The 19131-nt window shown below is 66.0% G+C and carries 17 protein-coding genes; 9 read left to right on the top strand and 8 right to left on the bottom strand.

Annotated elements, in window-relative coordinates; genetic code table 11:
• Positions 1-3: 3 nt before the first annotated feature.
• The gene (gene sdhC, locus ABIE08_RS22100; protein ID WP_354554112.1) at positions 4-402 is read right to left on the bottom strand and encodes a succinate dehydrogenase, cytochrome b556 subunit; all 399 of its coding nucleotides are present in this window, start codon (positions 400-402) and stop codon (positions 4-6) included.
• Positions 403-662: 260 nt separating this feature from the next.
• Between sdhC and ABIE08_RS22105 the strand changes: the two genes are divergently transcribed.
• The 4 genes from ABIE08_RS22105 to ABIE08_RS22120 all read left to right on the top strand — a co-directional run bounded on the left by ABIE08_RS22105 (position 663) and on the right by ABIE08_RS22120 (position 4516).
• A complete protein-coding gene (locus ABIE08_RS22105) occupies positions 663-1043 on the top strand; it encodes a RidA family protein (protein WP_354554114.1) in 381 nt (126 codons plus the stop codon).
• Between the two features lie 109 nt (positions 1044-1152).
• Positions 1153-2265: a 3-isopropylmalate dehydrogenase gene (leuB, locus tag ABIE08_RS22110; protein ID WP_266331668.1), complete on the top strand. Its 1113-nt coding sequence runs from the start codon at positions 1153-1155 to the stop codon at positions 2263-2265.
• Positions 2266-2429: 164 nt separating this feature from the next.
• Positions 2430-2615: a 50S ribosomal protein L32 gene (gene rpmF, locus ABIE08_RS22115; RefSeq protein ID WP_354554116.1), complete on the top strand. Its 186-nt coding sequence runs from the start codon at positions 2430-2432 to the stop codon at positions 2613-2615.
• 212 nt (positions 2616-2827) lie between these two features.
• Positions 2828-4516 carry a putative bifunctional diguanylate cyclase/phosphodiesterase gene (locus ABIE08_RS22120; protein ID WP_354554118.1) on the top strand — a complete coding sequence of 563 codons (1689 nt, stop codon included), beginning with the start codon at positions 2828-2830 and terminating at the stop codon, positions 4514-4516.
• A gap of 154 nt (positions 4517-4670) precedes the next feature.
• Here ABIE08_RS22120 and ABIE08_RS22125 read toward each other — a convergent pair whose 3' ends face one another.
• From ABIE08_RS22125 to ABIE08_RS22140, 4 genes are all read right to left on the bottom strand, one after another.
• Entirely contained in the window at positions 4671-4961 is a 291-nt protein-coding gene (locus tag ABIE08_RS22125) for a 4a-hydroxytetrahydrobiopterin dehydratase (protein WP_354554119.1), read from the bottom strand.
• A complete protein-coding gene (thpR, locus tag ABIE08_RS22130) occupies positions 4958-5515 on the bottom strand; it encodes an RNA 2',3'-cyclic phosphodiesterase (RefSeq protein WP_266331673.1) in 558 nt (185 codons plus the stop codon). Before thpR ends, ABIE08_RS22125 begins: the two co-directional genes overlap by 4 nt.
• A gap of 91 nt (positions 5516-5606) precedes the next feature.
• A complete protein-coding gene (locus tag ABIE08_RS22135) occupies positions 5607-6656 on the bottom strand; it encodes an aldo/keto reductase (protein ID WP_354554121.1) in 1050 nt (349 codons plus the stop codon).
• 97 nt (positions 6657-6753) lie between these two features.
• Positions 6754-7377 (bottom strand): arylesterase, encoded by a 624-nt coding sequence (locus ABIE08_RS22140; RefSeq protein ID WP_354554123.1) that lies wholly within the window; start codon positions 7375-7377, stop codon positions 6754-6756.
• A 112-nt stretch (positions 7378-7489) separates the two neighbouring features.
• On the opposite strand from ABIE08_RS22140, the gene ABIE08_RS22145 reads away from it, so the two are divergent.
• The 4 genes from ABIE08_RS22145 to ABIE08_RS22160 all read left to right on the top strand — a co-directional run bounded on the left by ABIE08_RS22145 (position 7490) and on the right by ABIE08_RS22160 (position 12398).
• Entirely contained in the window at positions 7490-8221 is a 732-nt protein-coding gene (locus tag ABIE08_RS22145; RefSeq protein ID WP_354554124.1) for an ABC transporter ATP-binding protein, read from the top strand.
• Positions 8218-10755, top strand: coding sequence for an ABC transporter permease (locus tag ABIE08_RS22150; RefSeq protein ID WP_354554126.1), 2538 nt, complete (start codon positions 8218-8220; stop codon positions 10753-10755). The genes ABIE08_RS22145 and ABIE08_RS22150 overlap by 4 nt, the downstream gene beginning before the upstream one ends.
• Positions 10756-10955: 200 nt before the next feature.
• Positions 10956-11732 (top strand): Bax inhibitor-1/YccA family protein, encoded by a 777-nt coding sequence (locus ABIE08_RS22155; protein ID WP_354554128.1) that lies wholly within the window; start codon positions 10956-10958, stop codon positions 11730-11732.
• Positions 11733-11855: 123 nt separating this feature from the next.
• Complete coding sequence (locus ABIE08_RS22160; RefSeq protein ID WP_354554130.1) at positions 11856-12398, top strand: GNAT family N-acetyltransferase; 543 nt, start codon at positions 11856-11858, stop codon at positions 12396-12398.
• Positions 12399-12485: 87 nt separating this feature from the next.
• Here the strand turns inward: ABIE08_RS22160 and ABIE08_RS22165 are convergent, their stop codons facing one another.
• The gene (locus ABIE08_RS22165) at positions 12486-12869 is read right to left on the bottom strand and encodes a DUF2794 domain-containing protein (protein WP_354554131.1); all 384 of its coding nucleotides are present in this window, start codon (positions 12867-12869) and stop codon (positions 12486-12488) included.
• Between the two features lie 538 nt (positions 12870-13407).
• On the opposite strand from ABIE08_RS22165, the gene htpG reads away from it, so the two are divergent.
• Positions 13408-15312: a molecular chaperone HtpG gene (gene htpG / locus ABIE08_RS22170; protein ID WP_354554133.1), complete on the top strand. Its 1905-nt coding sequence runs from the start codon at positions 13408-13410 to the stop codon at positions 15310-15312.
• 95 nt (positions 15313-15407) lie between these two features.
• On the opposite strand, the gene ABIE08_RS22175 is transcribed toward htpG, so the two are convergent.
• Together ABIE08_RS22175 and acnA are read right to left on the bottom strand one after the other, a co-directional pair.
• Positions 15408-16172, bottom strand: coding sequence for a DUF1223 domain-containing protein (locus ABIE08_RS22175; protein ID WP_354554135.1), 765 nt, complete (start codon positions 16170-16172; stop codon positions 15408-15410).
• Between the two features lie 216 nt (positions 16173-16388).
• A complete protein-coding gene (gene acnA, locus ABIE08_RS22180) occupies positions 16389-19079 on the bottom strand; it encodes an aconitate hydratase AcnA (protein ID WP_354554137.1) in 2691 nt (896 codons plus the stop codon).
• Positions 19080-19131 lie beyond the last annotated feature (52 nt).

Raw genomic sequence — 19131 nt, forward strand, 5'->3', positions numbered from 1 at the left:
CCCTCAGCGGATGGCGAGCGCCACGACCCAGATCAGGATCGTCAGCACGGCGGAACCGATAATATTGGCCCAGGCGAGATTGTCGCGCGCCGACTTCGAGAAGCCCGCGCCGAAATCCCAGACGAAATGGCGGATGCCGCCGAGCAGGTGCTGCATCAGGGCCCAGCTGTAGCCGAACAGCACGAGCTGTCCGATCCAGGAGCCGAACACCCACGAGACCCAGGAGAAGGGACCCGGGCCCGCCGCCGCCGCGATCGCCCACCAGGCGAGGAGCAGCGTCCCGAAATAGAGCGCTCCCCCGGTTACGCGCTGCAGGATCGACACCGTCATGGTGATCGGCCAGCGATAGACCTGAAGGTGCGGAGAGAGCGGTCGGCTCTTCTTCGCCTCGGCATTCGACATCGTGTTCATCCTCAACCGCTTACGTAAACGTAAGCATTTAGGGTAGTGAATTTGGACTGGTTCTAACCCCATTGTGCGACGCGGTCAAAACGGTCTTTTGCATGACGCAGCGTGAGCCGGGCCGCTTTTTTTGCGACTCGCCCCGGCCGGTTGCCATCATGCCCCTTTTTGACAATCGTACGAAAGCCTCAGCTCGCCGGCCTGGTCGCCATCCGGGAGACCGCAAGCGTGCATCCTGGCCGAAGCCAAAGGAGACTCCCATGCAGCGCCGCCTCATCTCGACCGGATCCCCGTTTGAAAAGGCGGCCGGCTACTCCCGCGCCGTGGTGCAGGGACCCTGGTGCTTCGTCGCGGGAACGACGGGCTATGATTATGCCACGATGACCATGCCAAGCAGCGTCGCCGAGCAGACGGAAAACGCCATGGCGACCATCGCCGACGCGCTGGAGCAGGCGGGTTTCGCGATGACCGACGTCGTGCGCGTGCATTATCATGTGACGGACGCCGCCTTCGCCGATGCCGTCTTCCTGGTCGTGGGCGCGCATTTCCGCAATATCCGCCCCGCCGCGACGATGACGGTATCCGGCCTGATCCGGCCCGAGATGAAGGTCGAGATCGAGGTGACGGCGCTGAAAGCCTGATCTCGCGCGCACGGCATGCTCGGTTCGGCTTGCATCGGGGCTTTCGCGCCGCTATCGCTGCCCGCGCATCCACCCGCCCGCAGACCCGCTCGACAAGAGAACCCGCGACATGACCACCTACAAGCTTCTTCTCCTTCCCGGTGACGGTATCGGCACCGAAATCATGGCCGAAGTGAAGACGGTCATCGACTGGTTCGGCAAGCGCGGCGTCGCGTCCTTCGAGAGCGAGCAGGACCTGGCGGGCGGCGCGGCCTATGACGCGCACGGCAAGGCGATCTCCGAAGCGACGATGAAGCTGGCACAGGAATCCGACGCCGTGATCTTCGGCGCGGTCGGCGGCCCGAAGTGGGACAGCGTCCCCTATGACGTGCGGCCGGAAGCGGCGCTGCTGCGCCTGCGCAAGGATCTGGAGCTGTTCGCCAATCTGCGTCCGGCGATCTGCTACCCGGCACTGGCCGATGCCTCGTCGCTGAAGCGCGAGCTGGTCGAGGGCCTCGACATCCTGATCGTGCGCGAACTGACCGGCGGCGTCTATTTCGGTTCGCCGAAGGAAATCGTCACGCTGGAGAACGGCGAGAAGCGCGCCGTCGATACGCAGCTCTACACCACCTCCGAGATCGAGCGCATCGCCCGCGTCGCCTTCGACCTCGCCAAGACCCGCTCCAGCCGCGTCGCCTCGGCCGAGAAGCGCAACGTCATGAAGTCGGGCGTGCTCTGGAACCAGGTCGTCACCAAGGTCGGCAAGGAAGAATATGCCGACGTTGCGCTCGAGCATGTGCTGGCCGACAATTGCGCCATGCAGCTCGTCCGCCGGCCGAAGCAGTATGACGTCATCGTCTGCGACAACCTGTTTGGCGATATCCTGTCCGACGTCGCGGCGATGCTGACCGGCTCGCTCGGCATGCTGCCGTCGGCCGCCCTCGGCGCGCCCGATGCGACCACCGGCCGCCGCAAGTCGATGTACGAGCCCGTGCACGGCTCGGCGCCGGACATCGCCGGCAAGGGCATCTCCAACCCGATCGCCATGATCGCGTCCTTCGCGATGGCGCTGCGCTATTCCTTCGGCCTGGTCGCCGAAGCCGACCTGCTCGACCGCGCCATTTCCAGCGTGCTGAGCCAGGGCCTGCGCACGGGCGACATCTACACCGAGGGCACGACCAAGGTCGGCACCAAGGAGATGGGCGCCGCCATTCTCAAGCAGCTCGACGTGCTGTCGGCCTGAGAATAGCGAGTCTTTTCGCGAACTTTGCGGCTGAATCTTTTTGCCGGGCACCGACTGGTCAAGCTTGGGCGATCTCTGTATAAGGCCGCATTCAGATTGTACTGCTATGCCCTTGCCGGGCGGCGCGCCGCCGGTTCGACGGCATATGACGAAGGAAGAATGAAATGGCAGTTCCGAAGCGAAAGACGTCGCCGTCGAAGCGCAACATGCGCCGCTCGCACGACGCCCTGACGCAGCCGGTCTACACCGAGGACAAGAATTCGGGCGAGCTCCGCCGCCCGCATCACATTGACCTCAAGACCGGCATGTATCGCGGCCGTCAGATCCTGACGCCGAAGAGCGAAGGCTAATCCTGCGGGGCGCTTGATACGCCCCTTGGGCCCGTTAGCCATTGACTGAAAGTTCAAGGGCCGGCACCACGCCGGCCCTTTTCTTTTGCGTAAATTACTGCTGTTGTCGCGACGGAACGGAAAGGCATTTGGCCGCTCCGGCGGGCCTGGAAATGCCGCGAGAATCGGATCTGTTCCGTAGGGATCGCGTCTCGTTCAAAGGAATGGCAGGAGTGGGTAAAGCGGTGAACGGCGACGTGTCGACACAGTGGCCGGGTCGCACGGCTGCCATCCTCTCGACCGTTGGCGAAGTCGTCTATCGCTGGACGCTGGACGACGACCGGATGGAATGGGGCGGCGACGCCGCGGCCCTGTTCGGCCTCGCCACGGCCGATGCGCTGAGCACCGGCACGGCCTTTGCCGAACTGGTCGAGGAGCCCAGCCCGTTCGCGCGCCAGGAGGCGCTGCTGAGCGGCATCGATACGGGCGACGGCGTCCCCTACCAGCTCGAATACGCGCTGCGCCCGGCCGGACCGAGCGGCCCGACGCTGTGGATCGAGGATACCGGCCGCTGGTATGCCGACGACCGCAAGAACGCCGCGCGCGCCGAAGGCGTGCTGCGCATCATCAACGAACGCCATGCGCGCGAGCAGCGCCTGTCCTTCCTGTCGCGCCATGACGACGTCACCGGGCTATACAACCGCTCCTACCTGCTCGACCTGCTGGACGAGGCGATCGCCAGCTCGCAGCGCCATGGCACCTCGGCGGCCTTCCTCGTCATCGCGATTGATGATTTCCACCTGATCAACGACGCCTATGGCTATCGTGCCGGCGACCGGGTTCTGGCCGCCGTGGCGCGGCGCATCAAGGGTCGCCTGCGCGACAGCGACGCGATCGGCCGCTTCTCCGGCCATAAGCTCGGCCTCATCCTGATGAACTGCGACGAGCACGAAATGCCCTTCGCGGCCGAGCGCTTCCTCTCCGCCATCCGCGACGACGTGGTCGCGACGCCCGACGGCGCCGTTTCGGTGACGATCTCGGTCGGCGGCGTCTCGGTTCCCCGCCACGCGCAGAATCGCGACGAGGCGATGGAGCGGGTGCAGGAGAGCCTGGGCTTTGCCCGCGACACCGGCCGCGGCCGCTTCATCGCCTTCGCACCCTCAGCCGAGCGCGAGGCGGAGCGCCAGTCCAACATCGCCCTGTCGCAGCAACTAATCGGCGCGCTGTCGGAGCAGCGGCTGCGGCTGGCCTTCCAGCCGATCGTCGACATTCGAACCCGCAAGGTCGCGTTCCACGAGGCCCTGCTGCGGCTGGCCCAGCCGGACGGCACGATTGTCTCGGCCGGCCATGTGGTGCCGCTTGCCGAGCGCCTCGGCCTGTCGCGGCTGTTCGATCTGGCCGTGCTCGACCGGGTGCTGGAGACGCTGGTCCGCCATCCCGATGCGCATATCTCGCTGAACGTTTCGCCGGAGACGGCAGCCGGGCCGGACTGGCTGTCGCGCTTTGCCGATACGCTCGGCGAGCGTCCCGACCTCGGCAAGCGGCTGATCGTCGAGATCACCGAGACCAGCGCGATCCGCAGCCTCGACGAGACCGCCTATTTCATCTCGACGATCCACGATCTCGGCGCCCGGCTGGCGATCGACGATTTCGGCGCCGGCTTCACCTCGTTCCGCAATCTGCGCGCGCTCAAGGTCGACATCGTCAAGATAGACGGCAGCTTCATCGCCACCCTGCCCCGGAGCCGCGACGACCAGATCTTCGTCCGCCGCCTGGTCGAGTTGGCGCATGATCTGGGCATCGAGACGGTCGCCGAATGGGTGCAGGACGAGGAAACGGCCGAGATGCTGGCCGCCTGGGGCGTCAGCCGCATCCAGGGTCACCTCTGCGGCGCCGCAAGCCTCGATCTGCCGTGGAAATGAGGGGCTGAGTACTAAGGCCAAGTAAGGCCCTCACCCCACCCTCTCCCGCAAGCGGGCGAGGGCTTTTCCTACGGAGCAGCTCTTCCGACAGACCAGTCACGACGCGCCCCCTCTACCGCTTGCGGGAGAGGGTTGGGGTGAGGGTCTTGCGGTCCTACCCCGCGAAGCGGTTCATGCCCTCGGCGAGCCGGATGTCGAACGCGGTCACGCCGTCGACGACATGCGTCGCCAGGGTCACCGTGACGGTGCCGTAGACATTGCTCCATTCGGGATGGTGGTTCATCCGCTCGGCCAGGAGCGCCGAGCGCGTCATGAACGCGAAAGCCTCCTGGAAATCGCCGAATTTGAAGACCTTGGTGATGGCGTCGCGGCCCTCGACCGAACTCCAGCCTTCAAGTTTTGCCAGCGCCTCCGCGCGCTCGGCGGCTTCCAGTTTCTGGATCATGGCCTCGCCTCCACGAACTCGGCCAGCGGATAGCTCTCCTCGATCACATAGGGTCCGCCGCCGGTCGACGCCTTGGAGGAGAACAGCACGAAACGTGTCACGTGAAACGCCGCCGCGAAAAGGCCGCCGCCACGCACGGCGAGATAGGCGGCGACGTCGCGATGCGGCGTGTTGCGCAGTCGGGCCAGCGTCACATGCGGCGTGTATTTGCGCCCTTCGGGCGGCAGGCCGATCCGCTGCAGGATCCGCTCGTGCTCGGCCTGCAACTCGCTGAGCGCGCGAGACGCCGCGATCCGCGCCACGACCGAATGCGGCTTGGCGGTGCCGAACGAATCGAGCGCGGAAAATTGCAGGTCGAATTCGCGCCGCCGCACCCGCGACAGCGCGTCGGCAACTTCATCGGCGGTTCGATCGTCGATATCGCCGATGAAACGAAGCGTGACGTGGAAGTTCTCCGCGTCGATCCAGCGCGCGCCGGGAATGCCGCCGCGCAGGAGCGAAAGCCGTTGGGCAAGGTCGGCCGGGATCTCGAGACCGGTGAACAGGCGCGGCATGATCGCCCTCCTCTATCGGTGGGACGGAAGATCAGGTTCGCGGTTTGCCGGTCGGCTGTAAAGCCCTTTCCCCGGGCAGCCGCCGCCTGTCTCAAGGGCAGGGATTGCCGCGCCACTGATGGACCGCGTCGATCTTCTCCTCCAGTTCCGGGCTGATGGCGACATCCGCCGCCGCGATATCCACCTTGAGTTGCTCCATTGTCGTAGCGCCGATGATGTTCGACGTGACGAAGCAGCGGGTGGTGGCGAAGGCGATGGCCAGCGTCGCGGGATCCATGCCGGCCTCGCGCGCGATGGCGAGATAGGCGTCGATCGCCTCTTCTGCGCCGGGCGTTTCATAGCGATCGCCGCGCTTGAACAGAGTCGTGCGGGCGCCGGCCGGGCGCGCGCCCTTTTGGTACTTGCCGGTGAGATAGCCTTGCGCCAGCGGCGAATAGACCAGCAGGCCGACCTGCTCGCGCATAGCCACCTCGGCGAGGTTAACCTCGAAGGTGCGGTTCAGCAGGTTGTAGGCGTTCTGGATCGAGACGACGCGCGGGCCCTTGCCGGCTTCGGCGGCTGCGACAAAACGCGTCGTGCCCCAGGCGGTCTCGTTCGACAGGCCGACATGGCGCACCTTGCCCTCCTGCACCAGCTCCTGCAGCGCGCCGAGCGTCTCCTCGATCGGCACCTCGTCGGGGGCCGGCTCGGGATGACGGTAGATGGTTGGGTTAGAGCCCCACAGCGTCACGTGCCGGTCGGGCGAATGCAGCTGGTAGAGATCGATATAGTCGGTCTGCAGGCGCTTCAGGCTCTTCTCGATCGCGTCGCGGATATGCGCGCGCGAAAGCGTCGGCTTGGCGCCGTCTCGGAACCAGGTCAGGCCGTTGCGGCCGCACACCTTGGAGGCCAGGATGACCTTGTCGCGATTGCCGCGTGCCTTCATCCAGTTGCCGATGATCCGCTCGGTCGAGCCCTGCGTCTCCGGCTTGGGCGGGATCGAGTAGAGCTCGGCGGTGTCGAGGAAGTTGACGCCCTGCTCGAAGGCGTAATCCATCTGTTCGTGGCCTTCGGCCTCGGTGTTCTGCTGGCCCCAGGTCATGGTGCCGAGGCAGATGGAGGACACGCGCAGATCGGTGCGTCCGAGCGAACGATATTCCATGACGAGAGCTCCGAGAGATTGGGCACGGCAAGCCGGATGGGCGATGGCCGGATGCGGATGGGCAGGAAGGCGAAGGGCGGGGCGTGCGGAAGACCGGTCAGCGCTTGGCTTGCGCGACCAGATCCTCCACGGCGGGAAGGATTTTCTCGACGATGACAGCGATGCCGCTGGCGTTGGGATGCATCCCGTCTTCCAGCAGCAGGCCGGGATCGGCGACGACCCCGTCGAGGAAGAACGGATATAGCATCGCGCCGTGCTTGGCGGCCAGATCGGGATAGAGGCTGTCGAAGCGCTGGGCGTAGTCCGGCCCCAGATTGGGCGCGGCGCGCATGCCGGCGAGCAGCACCGGCAGCTTGCGCTCGCCGAGCCGGGTCAGGATGGTGTCGAGCGCCTGCCGCGGCACGGCCGGATCGAGGCCGCGCAGCATGTCGTTGGCGCCGAGTTCGACGATCACCGCCTCTGCATCCGGGCCGACCGACCAGTCGAGCCGGGCAAGTCCGCCGCCGGCCGTGTCGCCGGAAACGCCGGCATTGACGACTGCGACATCAAGTCCCTTCGCCGTCAGCGCTTTCTGCAGCTGGTCGGTGAAGCCCTCGCCAGGGCCAAGCCCATAGCCGGCGGAAAGGCTGTCGCCGAGCACGACGAGGCGGATCGGATCGGCCATGGCCGGGCTCATGAAGAGAGCGAGAAGCGAGATTGCCAGCGCCAGGGTCTTTTTCATCGGTACTTTGCCACCATATTGAGCCGAACGCGCCGCGATCGGCAGGACGCCGGCGTTCTCGGCTTCCTCCGTACGACGAGCCTGCCCGTCGCACGATATAGGGTCTGCGCGCGTGATTGATACTGTCCCGAACCATTCCGATGCCGTCATTCGGCTTTCTTCCGTCGAACTGGCGCTCGGAGCGGGAGCGGCGCGCGTCCATATTCTCCGCAACGTCTCCCTGACGATCGAGGCCGGCGAAAGCGCCGCGCTGGTCGGCCCCTCCGGTTCCGGCAAGTCGACGCTGCTGATGACCATGGCCGGGCTGGAGCGCGTCGACCGGGGCAGCGTGCGGGTCGCCGGCACCGACCTCGCCGCCCTCAACGAGGATGGGCTGGCGCGGTTCCGCGGCCAGAATGTCGGCATCATCTTCCAGTCCTTCCACCTGATCCCCAACATGACGGCGCTGGAAAACGTCGCCGTGCCGCTGGAGCTGGCCGGTCGCCGCGACGCCTTCGAGCGCGCCGCCGAGGAACTGAAGCTGGTCGGGCTCGACCACCGCATGAACCACTACCCGTCCGCGCTTTCCGGCGGCGAGCAGCAGCGCGTGGCGATCGCCCGCGCCTTGGTCGCCCGTCCGGCCATCCTGTTCGCCGATGAGCCGACCGGCAATCTCGACGAGACGACCGGCCGCGAGATCGCGGACCTCCTGTTCAATACCTGCGCCGAGCGCGGCACCACGCTGGTGCTGGTCACGCATGACAATGCACTGGCAGCTCGCTGCGACCGCATGATCCGCATCCATTCCGGCGTCATCGATCCGCGCCAGGCCAATGCCGGCGCGGTTCGGAGCGCGGCGGAATGACGACCTCCACCTTGCCGCTGCCGCTTCGTTTCGCGCTGCGCGAATTGCGCGGCGGCCTCAGCGGTTTCCTCGTCTTTCTGGCCTGCATCGCGCTCGGCGTCGCGGCGATCGCGGCCGTAGGTTCGGTATCGCGCGCCATGACCGATGGTCTGGCTCGCCAGGGCCAGGCGATCCTCGGCGGCGACGTCGCCTTCACGCTGGTGCAGCGGCAGGCGTCGCCGGAAGAACGCGGCTTCCTGGAAAAGCACGGCACGGTTTCCGAGATCGGCTCGCTGCGCGGCATGGCGCGCCTGGCGGACGGATCGGACCAGACGCTGATCGAGATCAAGGCCGTCGACAGCGCCTATCCGCTCTATGGCACGCTCAAGGCCGGCGAGGCCGTCGATGCGACGGCGGCGCTGAATGCCGGCAGCGCGCTGGCGGATCCGGAGTTGTTCACCCGCCTCGGCGTCAAGATCGGCGATATCGTGCAGGTCGGCACAGCCCGGCTGACGCTCGCGGGCGAGATCGCCGACGAACCCGACAAGCTCGCCACCGGCCTCGGCTTCGGGCCGCGCCTGCTGATCTCCAAGCCCACGCTCGACAGCACCGGTCTCGTCCAACCGGGCAGCCTCGTACAATGGACCTACCGGCTGCGCATGCCGGACGGCGCCCCCGACAGCGCCGTGGTCGACCTCGTCAAAGCCGCGAACAAGGCGCTGCCCAAGGCAGGCTGGCAGGTGCGCAGCCGCGACGACGCCTCGCCCGGCCTCAAGCGCAACATCAGCCAGTTCGCGCAATATCTGACGCTGGTCGGCCTCGCCGCCCTGATCGTCGGCGGCGTCGGCGTCGCCAATGCCGTCGGCGCCTTCATGGAGTTAAAGCGGCCGGTGATCGCCACGCTGCGCTCGCTCGGCGCGGCCGGTGGCCTGGTCACCCGGCTCTATCTGATCCAGATTCTGCTGATCGCGCTGCTCGGCGTGGTCATCGGCCTCGCCATCGGCGCGCTGGTCCCGGTGGTGGCGCTGCAATTCCTGGCCGACGTGCTGCCGGTCGGCGCCGAAACCGGCTTCTATCCGACCGCGCTCGGCTATGCCGCGCTCTATGGCCTCTTGACGGCGCTGACCTTCGCGCTGGTGCCGCTCGGCCGCGCGGGCGACATCGCGCCGACCGCGCTGTTCCGCGACGGCGCCGCCTTCGGCAAGATGCGGCCCCGCCTTGCCTTCCTGATCGCGGCCATCGTCTCGGCGGCGGTGCTGGCGGGGCTCGCCATCCTTCTCGCCTATGATCGCCGCATCGCCTTCTATTTCGTCATCGGCGTCGCGGCTTCCTTCCTGCTGCTGCGGCTCGTCGCCTGGGCCGTGACGGCGCTCGCCCGCCGCGCGCCGCGGTTGGCCTCGACTGAATGGCGGCTCGCCGTCGGCAACATCCACCGCCCCGGCGCGCTGACCGGCTCGGTCGTGCTGTCGCTCGGGCTCGGCCTCACCGTGCTGGTGACGATCGCGCTGATCGACGGCAATCTGCATCGCCAGCTGACGCAGTCCCTGCCCGACCGCGCGCCGAGCTTCTTCTTCCTCGACGTGCAGAATGCCGAGGCCCCGGCCTTCATGGACTTTCTCAAGAAGGAGATCCCGGATGCGACGGTCGAGAGCGTGCCGATGCTGCGCGGCCGCATCGTCGCCCTGAACAAGACCCCGGCCGACCAGGCGACGCCGACGCCCGAGGTTGCCTGGGTGCTGAAGGGCGATCGCGGCGTGACCTTTGCCGCCACCATCCCGAAGAATTCGCGGCTCTCCGAAGGCGAATGGTGGGCGGCCGATTATGCCGGCCCGCCGCTCGTCTCGATGGAAGCCGGCGTCGCGCGCGGCCTCGGCCTCAAGACCGGCGACACTGTCACCGTCAACGTGCTCGGACGCGAGATCACCGCGACGATCGCCAATCTGCGCGAGGTCGAATGGGAGAGCCTGGCGATCAACTTCGTCCTGGTGTTCTCGCCCTCGGCCTTCACCGGCGCGCCCTACTCCGTGCTCGCGACCCTTGCCCATCCCGGCGTCGCCGATCCGGCGGCGGAGGCGAAGCTAATGCGCAACGCCGGCACGGAATTTCCCTCCGTCACGGCAATCCGGGTCCGCGAGGCCCTCGACCGCATCTCCTCGATCCTGGATCAGCTGATGCTGGCGATCCGCGTCGCCTCGTCGATCGCGCTGGCCGCGTCGGTGCTGGTGCTGGCGGGGGCGCTTGCCGCCGGTCACCGGCAGCGGCTCTATGATGCGGTGATCCTGAAGACCCTCGGCGCGACGCGCGGCCAATTGCTGAAGGCCTTCGGGCTGGAATACGGCCTGCTGGGACTGGCCACGGCGGTCTTTGCCGTGCTGGCCGGCTCGCTCGCCGCCTGGGGCGTCGTCGCCGGGGTGATGGGCCAGCCCTTCACCGTGTTTCCTGTGACCGCGCTCGCCGCCGCCCTGATCGCCGTGGCCCTCACCATCGGCCTCGGCCTCGCCGGCACGTGGCGATTGCTCGGCCAGAAGGCGGCGCCGGTACTCAGAAACCTGTAGTCGCACCCGTCCGCATCGCGTACGATTGTTCCACTTGGGCCGTGCCGGATCTCTTGCACGGATCGATCGGGGTGCCCATATCGCATGGGAACCCGAGGGCTTGCCGCCAGGCGGAACCGAAGAGGTTGGGACGCTCGGTGGCGGAAACGGGGGTTTCGCGGCGACGCAGCCGCGGATTTTTTATTTCGGAGAGGACTTCGATGGCAGATTTCGACAATCGCGTCTCACCGTTTGGCGCAGCGCGTGCCGAAACCGGTGTTATCGATCAGGGCCTGCGCAGCCATATGCTGCAGGTCTACAACTACATGGCGATCGGCCTGATGATCACCGGCGCAGCCGCGCTCGGCATCTTCAAGCTTGCCGTGACCAGCGACCCGTCCCAGGCTGTTGCGCAGATGCAGAACGGCCTTCTGCTGACTAGCCTCGGCAAGACGATCTACACCGGCCCGCTCATGTGGGTGCTGATGCTGGCCCCCGTGGGCCTCGTGTTCTGGCTCTCCTTCGGCATCCACAAGATGTCGACGGCAAAGGCTCAGGCCGTGTTCTGGGGCTATTCGGCCCTGATGGGCGTCTCGCTGTCCTCGATCTTCGCCGTCTACACGGCGCAGTCGATCACGCAGGTGTTCTTCATCAGCGCCGCCACCTTCGGCGCGATGAGCCTGTACGGCTACACCACGAAGCGCGATCTGACCGGAATGGGCTCGTTCCTGTTCATGGGCCTGATCGGCATCATCATCGCTTCGATCGTCAACATTTTCATCGGATCGTCGGCGCTTGGCTTCGCGATCTCGATCCTCGGCGTGCTGATCTTCGTGGGCCTCACCGCCTATGACACGCAGAAGATCAAGGAAATGTACTATGTCGGCGACGATGGCACGGTTGCCGGCCGCAAGGCGATCATGGGCGCGCTGACGCTCTATCTCGACTTCATCAACCTGTTCCTGATGATGCTCCGCCTGTTCGGCGACCGCCGCTAAGGCGCGATCGAGACCCCAATCTAAGGGCGCGGCCAAGGCTGCGCCCTTTTTTATGTGTTTTTTCGCGAGCGCGCGGCGAAGTCCTGGCCGCGCTGGAGCTCGCAGCATTCGAGTGCCTCGCCAATGTCTCCCCTCCCCGACGATCTCTACATCCGCCCGGCCTGCGTCAACGATCTGAAAGCGATCACCGGGATCTACTCGCACTGGGTGCGGTTCGGCACGGCGAGCTTCGAACTCGACCCGCCGGACGAAGCGGAGATGCGGCGTCGGCACGAGGTCCTGGTGGATGGCGACCACCCCTATCTGGTGGCGGAAGGCGGCGGGGAAATCCTCGGTTACGCCTATGCGGGGCCCTATCGGCCGCGGCCGGGCTATCGCTTCACGGTCGAGGACTCGATCTATCTGGAGCCCAAGGCGCAGGGGCTCGGCGTCGGCAAGCGGCTGCTGACGGAACTGATCGCGGCGGCCACCGTGGCCGGATTCCGCCAGATGGTCGGCGTGATCGGCGATTCCAGCCACCAGGCCTCGATCCGGCTGCATGCGGCGCAGGGATTCCGGCTGGTCGGCATTTTCGAGAATGTCGGCTGGAAGCATGGCCGCTGGCTGGACAGCGTGCTGATGCAGCGTGCGCTCGGCGACGGCAGTGACGAGCCTCCGGCCGACTGATGGACAGCAGCCACAGGCGGCGGCGCTTCCCGAAAGACAAACGCCTTAGCCCCGTTCGCGCGGCGTACCCTTCGCGAAGCGGTTGCCCTAGCTCTGGACGACCTTGAGCTTAGTGTCCAGCACCGCCAGAACCTGTCGCAGATCATGGCCGCGCTTCATGATGTAGCCGCCGGTGGCGATCACGGCGTATGCGCCCTGGCGGTTGCGCAGTTCCGGATCCTTGACGACCTTGTAGAGCGGCATCTCGGACGAACGGCGGAAGATCGAGAACACCGCCTTGTCGCGCAAATGATCGATCGCGTAGTCGCGCCACTCGCCGGCCGCCACCATGCGCCCATAGACACGCAGGATCTCGTTCAGCTCGAGTCGGTTGAAAGCAATCAGGGGAACGGACTTCGCCGTCTCCGGTGGGATCAGCGACACCAGCGTGGCGCTGCCACCGGATCCCGCCTTGTCTTCACCTTCGCTCAATGGCGCCTCCTGCAGCGAGCCGCATTGTCATCGAGCGGTCATGATCGCTCCGTTCGGCCAAGCTGGCAAGGCGCGGCTCGTCCGCCGGACCAAGGAAAGACGCGACTCGCCGTTTCCTACGGGCCCGGACGAACCTCACGAAGCCGTGAAGGAGGCGTGTAAAATTCCTTTATTCCGCCCTTTTTCGGCCCGGCACCGGCCGCATTGGCCCGGCAATATCACACCATCGCTTCGAACGGTCCGGCTTGGCCAAGGCTTCGGAATTTCTCAGCCCCCCAGCCCCCCGGGGTCCTCAGTTGAGCCGGACCACCTTCGAAGTTAGTCAGTCGTCGAATTGCATTCCCCTCCCAAAAGGTTCCTGAGGTCGGCTCTGCCGGCCTTTTTCTTTGCCTGGACGCCAGGCAGGGGCCTCCGGCCTTGAAACTCGGCCGGCGACCGGCGATATCAGCGCCGCCCGCGTGAGCGACGACGCCCGATGGCGCCAGCCGCCCAGGCATCGACCTCGCGCCGGGACGCCGACAATACCGGAGAGAAAAGCGTGTCTGAAAACAAGCCCGCCGCCGAGACCCGCACGTTTGAGGCCGAGGTCTCGCGCCTGCTGCACATGATGGTGCATTCGGTCTATTCCAATCGCGACGTCTTCCTGCGCGAACTCATCTCCAATGCCGCCGACGCCTGCGAGAAGCTGCGTACGCTGTCCCTGTCCGATCCGAAGCTGATCGAGGGCGGCGATGCCTTCCAGATCGTCATCGAGGCCGACAAGGAAGCGCCGAGCCTGGTCATCGCCGACAATGGCATCGGCATGGACCGGCAGGAGCTGATCGACAATCTCGGCACGATCGCCCAGTCCGGCACCCGCGCCTTCCTTGAAAAGGCCGGTGACGGCGCGAAGGGGTCGGCGCTGATCGGCCAGTTCGGCGTCGGCTTCTATTCCGCCTTCATGGTCGCCGACAAGGTTTCCGTCGTCTCACGCAAGGCCGGCTCGGACGAGGCCTGGCGCTGGAGCTCTGACGGCAAGGGCGCCTATGAGATCGAGCCGGCGGATCTCGCCGACGCGCCGGCGCGCGGCACGCGCATCGTGCTGCATCTCAACCCCGACAATGCCAGCTACGCCGAGACCGACACGATCGAGCGCATCGTCACGGCTTACTCCGCCCATGTGCCCGTGCCGATCGTGCTGAAGCTCGCCGACGGCACCGAGGAGTCGCTGGCCGACGGCAGCGCGCTCTGGCGCAAGCCGAAATCGGCCGTGACGGAAGAGGAATACAAGGAATTCTACGGCCATGTCGGCGGCCGCTTCGACGAGCCAGCCGTCACCATCCATTACCGCGCCGAAGGGCGGACGGAATATTCGGTGCTGCTGTTCGTGCCGTCCTCGCGGCCGTTCGACCTGTTCGAGCCCGAGCGGCAGGGCCGGGTGAAGCTCTATGTCCGCCGCGTCTTCATCACCGACGAGGCCGAGATCCTGCCGCCCTGGCTGCGCTTCGTGCGTGGCGTCATCGATTCGGAAGACCTGCCGCTCAACCTGTCGCGCGAGATGCTGCAGAAGAACCCGGTGATCGAGGCAATCGGCAAGGGCGTCACCAATCGCGTCCTGGCCGATCTCGACAAGCTCGCGACTGACGATCCCGAGCGCTTCGTCAAGGTCTGGGAAGCCTTTGGCGCCGTGCTCAAGGAAGGGCTCTACGAGGCCCCCGACCGCCGCGACGCGCTGTTCAAGCTGGCCCGCTTCAAGACGACCACGGGCGGCGACAGCTGGCGCAGCCTGGCGGACATCGTCGCCGCCTTCCGCCCGAACCAGACGGCGATCTACTACGCGCTCGGCGACGACGCGGCGACGATCGCGGCCTCGCCGCATCTCGAAGGCTTCGCCAAGCGTGGCGTCGAGGTACTGATCCTCGCCGACGCAGTCGATGCCTTCTGGGTGCGCACGGCGCTGGGCTTCGACGGCAAGCCGTTCCAGTCGGTGACGCAAGGCGCGGCGACTCTCGACCTGATCCCGGTGCTGGAAGCGGAAGCCGCCAAGGACAAGACGAGCGACGAAAAGCCGGCCTCCGAGGCAGCGCTCGCCGCGCTGACGCTCCGCCTCAAGCAGGCGCTGGGCGACAAGGTGGTGGAGGTGCGCGGATCGAATCGGCTGGCGACGAGCCCCGCCTGCCTGGTGTCGCCCGAATTCGGGCCCGACCGGCAGCTGGAGAAGATCCTGGCCAGCCGCGACGGCGCCGGCGGCCGCTCGGCGCAGATCCTGGAGCTCAATCCCTCCCATCCGCTGGTGGCCGGCCTCGCCGCCCAGGCGGCAGAGGGCGGAGCGGCGGCCGAGCGCGTCGACGCCGCGGCCCCGCTGCTCTTCGGTCTGGCCCGCATCCTCGACGGCGAAGCGCCGGACGAGCCCGCCGCCTTCGCCAAGGCGCTGGCAGGACTGATGGAAAAGACGGTCGCCTGACGGCGACGCATGTCGTGACAAAAGAAAAGCGCGGGCACGTCCCGCGCTTTTTTCATGGAGATGGACGAACGCTGGGCCCTAGCGGGCCCGCCCCCTCACCACTCCGCGCCTTTTTCCGAAAATGCGGCGCCGAGGATTTCGCCCGGCTCGCCATTCGCGGTTTCGGCCTGCAGCAGGATGGCGCAGCCATCGGCATTGGCCTGATGATACTCGCTCATCGGCAGGTCGACATCGACGGGTTCGCCGCGCCACATCGCGATCGGTCGAAGGCGGGTGACGACATTGTAGTAGCTCAGCGTGCGGTCCTGGTTCTCGCCCTTGCGGATCGGCACCGCGACCTGCCGCTTGTAAAGCGCCAGCCAGATTGTAGCCTTGCGCTCGCGCGGGATGGTGCTGTCGGCGGTCTCGCCGATCTTCACCCGGATGGCGTCGCCAACCATGTCCATGCTGACGGGGACGGCCAGCGGCGGCTTGGTCTCGAGCGCCGCGTCGATCGCCGTCCGGTCGCTGCCGACCACGTGCGAAGTGCCGTTGACGATCATCTGCGGGGTATAGATCTGCCGGTCGCCGCGGGCATTGGCATAGGCCTTCTGCCGGTCGGTGAACTCGTGGCTGGCAAGCGTGTCCTTCCAGCCGAGATAGTCCCAGTAATCGACAGGCAGCGACAGCGCGACGATGTCCTGGCGCTTGGCGAAGTCCTCGAGCATCTCGTCGGCCGGGGGGCATGACGCGCATCCCTGGCTGGTGAACAGTTCCAGCACCGCCGAAACCTTGGTGGGCCCCTGGGCCTTAGCCGCAAGCGCCGGGACCGCCAGCAGGCACAAGGCCGCCAGGATCCAGCTGGTTTTGGGATGGAACATGCGTGCAACTTATCCTGATCGCCGAGATCTGCCACCCGCGGTGGGTGCCATTCAAAAATAGTTCGGGGATCGATCGTAAGCCATTCAATTAAGGGTGACTGCTCGTGAGGGAACGGTCTGAAATCCCTCGGTCACATGGCTCAAGTCCGTGTGGCAGCTGAGAAAACCGCCACACGGGGAATCACGAAATCGCTAAAAGCGCGATACGGTATTGGTTCAGGCGACCAAGTTCCGCAGCACGTATTGCAGGATGCCGCCATTCTCGAAGTAGTCGAGTTCGTCGAGCGTATCGATTCGGCAAAGCAGCGGCACGACCTTCTGGCTGCCATCGGCGAAGGTGATCTCCGCGTCCAGCATCTGGCGCGGCTTCAGGTCGCCGGCAATGCCCTTGATCGTCACGATCTCGTCGCCCTTGAGGCCGAGCGTCTGCCACGACGTGCCTTCCTCGAACACCAGCGGCACGATGCCCATGCCGACCAGGTTCGAGCGATGGATGCGCTCGAAGGACTGGGCGATGACGGCGCGGATGCCGAGCAGCTTGGTGCCCTTGGCCGCCCAGTCGCGCGACGAGCCGGTGCCATATTCCTTGCCGGCGAACACCACCAGCGGAACGCCCTCGGCCTTGTACTTCATCGCCGCATCGTAGATCGGCATTTCGGTGCCGTCCGGCCAATGCTTGGTGAAGCCGCCTTCCTTGCCGCCCAGCATCTGGTTCTTGATGCGGATGTTGGCGAAGGTGCCGCGCATCATGACTTCATGATTGCCGCGACGCGTGCCGTACTGGTTGAAGTCCGCTGGGCGGACCTGATGGTCGCGCAGGTAGGATCCGGCCGGGCTGGTTTCCTTGATCGAGCCGGCCGGCGAGATGTGGTCGGTCGTGATCGAATCGAGGAACAGGCCCATGACGCGGGCGCCGAGGATGTCCGTGACCGGCTCGGGCTCGCGCTGCATGCCAACGAAATAGGGCGGGTTCTGCACATAGGTCGACTGGTTGTCCCAGGCGTAGGTCTCGCCCTGCGGCACCGAGATCTTCTGCCAGTTCTCGTCGCCCTTGAAGACGTCCGCATACTTGGTCTGGAACATCTTCTTGGTGACGTTCTCGCGGATGAACTTGGCGATCTCGCGGTTCGAGGGCCAGATGTCCTTGAGATAGACGGGCTGACCGTCCGACCCCGTGCCGAGCGGCTCGGTTGTCAGGTCGATCTGCAGCGAACCGGCCAGCGCGTAGGCGACGACCAGCGGCGGCGAGGCGAGATAGTTCGCCTTGACGTCCGGATTGACGCGGCCTTCGAAGTTGCGGTTGCCCGACAGCACGGCGGCGGCGACCAGGTCGCCCTGGTTGATGGCGGCCGAGATGTTTTCCGGCAGCGGACCCGAATTGCCGATGCAGGTGGTGCAGCCGAAACCGACCAGGTTGAAGCCGAGCGCGTCGAGGTCCTTCTGAAGGTCGGCGGAGGCGAGATATTCCTCCACGACCTGCGATCCCGGCGCGAGCGAGGTCTTCACCCACGGCTTCGACTGGAGGCCCTTGGCGACCGCGTTGCGGGCGAGCAGGCCGGCGGCGATCAGCACGCTCGGATTCGAGGTGTTGGTGCAGGAGGTGATGGCGGCGATGGTCACGTCGCCATGGCCGACCGTGTAGTCGGTGCCCTCGACGGCGAAGCGCTTGGCCGCTTCGCCCGGCTTCTTGAACTCGCCTTCAAGCGAGGCCAGGAAGCCCGTCTTGGCGTCGGAGAGCAGCACGCGGTCCTGCGGGCGCTTCGGACCGGCCAGCGACGGCAGCACGGTGGTGATGTCGAGTTCGAGCACGTCGGTGAAGACAGGATCGGCCAGGCCGGGCTCGCGCCACATGCCCTGCGCCTTCGAATAGGCCTCGACCAGCGCGATGCGCTCGGGCTTGCGGCCGGTCTCGTCGAGATAGGCGATCGTCTCGTCATCGACCGGGAAGAAGCCGCAGGTGGCGCCGTATTCCGGCGCCATGTTGCCGATGGTGGCGCGGTCGGCGAGGGACAGGTGATCCAGGCCGGGGCCGAAGAACTCGACGAACTTGCCGACGACGCCCTTCTTGCGCAGCATCTGCGTCACGGTCAGCACGAGATCGGTGGCGGTGATGCCCTCGTTCAGCTTGCCGGTCAGCTTGAAGCCGACGACTTCCGGGATCAGCATGGAGACCGGCTGGCCGAGCATGGCCGCTTCCGCCTCGATGCCGCCAACGCCCCAGCCGAGCACGCCGAGGCCGTTCACCATGGTGGTGTGGCTGTCGGTGCCGACGCAGGTGTCGGGATAGGCGACGGTCTGGCCGTTCTCGGTCTTGGTCCAGACGGTCTGGGCCAGATATTCGAGATTGACCTGGTGGCAGATGCCGGTGCCCGGGGGCACGACGCGGAAATTGTCGAAGGCCGACTGGCCCCACTTCAGGAAGCGGTAGCGCTCCTGGTTCTGCTTGTATTCCTCTTCGACATTCTTGCCGAACGCCTGGGCATTGCCGAAGAAGTTGACGATGACCGAGTGGTCGATGACCAGATCGACCGGGACCAGCGGGTTGATGCGCTTCGGGTCGCCGCCGAGATTGACCATCGCGTCGCGCATGGCGGCGAGGTCGACCACGGCCGGAACGCCGGTAAAGTCCTGCATCAGCACACGGGCCGGACGATAGGCGATCTCGCGCTCGTCCTTGCCGCGCGACACCAGCCAGTCCTTGACGGCGAGGATGTCGTTCTTGGTGACGGTGCGGCCGTCTTCGTTGCGGAGCAGGTTCTCGAGCAGAACCTTCAGCGAAAAGGGCAGCGTGGAGATGCCGGGAAGCCCGTTCTGCTCCGCGTCCTTCAGGCTGAAATAGACATAGCTTTCCGCGCCGACCTGAAGAGTCTTGCGGGATTTAAAGCTGTCGGGATGCTCGTTGCTCACGATACGGATCGTCCTCGTTTCTGTCGCGGAAACGCATGGCCGAAGTCGATGC

This window comes from Kaistia defluvii (assembly GCF_040548815.1).
Taxonomy (GTDB): domain Bacteria; phylum Pseudomonadota; class Alphaproteobacteria; order Rhizobiales; family Kaistiaceae; genus Kaistia; species Kaistia defluvii_A.

Excerpts from the sequence above, each read along its gene's own strand:
- ABIE08_RS22150 (WP_354554126.1), top strand. The coding sequence starts at position 8,218 with ATGACGACCTCCACCTTGCCGCTGCCGCTTCGTTTCGCGCTGCGCGAA.
- ABIE08_RS22160 (WP_354554130.1), top strand. The coding sequence starts at position 11,856 with ATGTCTCCCCTCCCCGACGATCTCTACATCCGCCCGGCCTGCGTCAAC.
- ABIE08_RS22155 (WP_354554128.1), top strand. The coding sequence starts at position 10,956 with ATGGCAGATTTCGACAATCGCGTCTCACCGTTTGGCGCAGCGCGTGCC.
- ABIE08_RS22125 (WP_354554119.1), bottom strand. The coding sequence starts at position 4,961 with ATGATCCAGAAACTGGAAGCCGCCGAGCGCGCGGAGGCGCTGGCAAAA.
- leuB (WP_266331668.1), top strand. The coding sequence starts at position 1,153 with ATGACCACCTACAAGCTTCTTCTCCTTCCCGGTGACGGTATCGGCACC.
- ABIE08_RS22175 (WP_354554135.1), bottom strand. The coding sequence starts at position 16,172 with ATGTTCCATCCCAAAACCAGCTGGATCCTGGCGGCCTTGTGCCTGCTG.
- ABIE08_RS22135 (WP_354554121.1), bottom strand. The coding sequence starts at position 6,656 with ATGGAATATCGTTCGCTCGGACGCACCGATCTGCGCGTGTCCTCCATC.
- rpmF (WP_354554116.1), top strand. The coding sequence starts at position 2,430 with ATGGCAGTTCCGAAGCGAAAGACGTCGCCGTCGAAGCGCAACATGCGC.
- thpR (WP_266331673.1), bottom strand. The coding sequence starts at position 5,515 with ATGCCGCGCCTGTTCACCGGTCTCGAGATCCCGGCCGACCTTGCCCAA.
- sdhC (WP_354554112.1), bottom strand. The coding sequence starts at position 402 with ATGTCGAATGCCGAGGCGAAGAAGAGCCGACCGCTCTCTCCGCACCTT.
- ABIE08_RS22105 (WP_354554114.1), top strand. The coding sequence starts at position 663 with ATGCAGCGCCGCCTCATCTCGACCGGATCCCCGTTTGAAAAGGCGGCC.
- ABIE08_RS22140 (WP_354554123.1), bottom strand. The coding sequence starts at position 7,377 with ATGAAAAAGACCCTGGCGCTGGCAATCTCGCTTCTCGCTCTCTTCATG.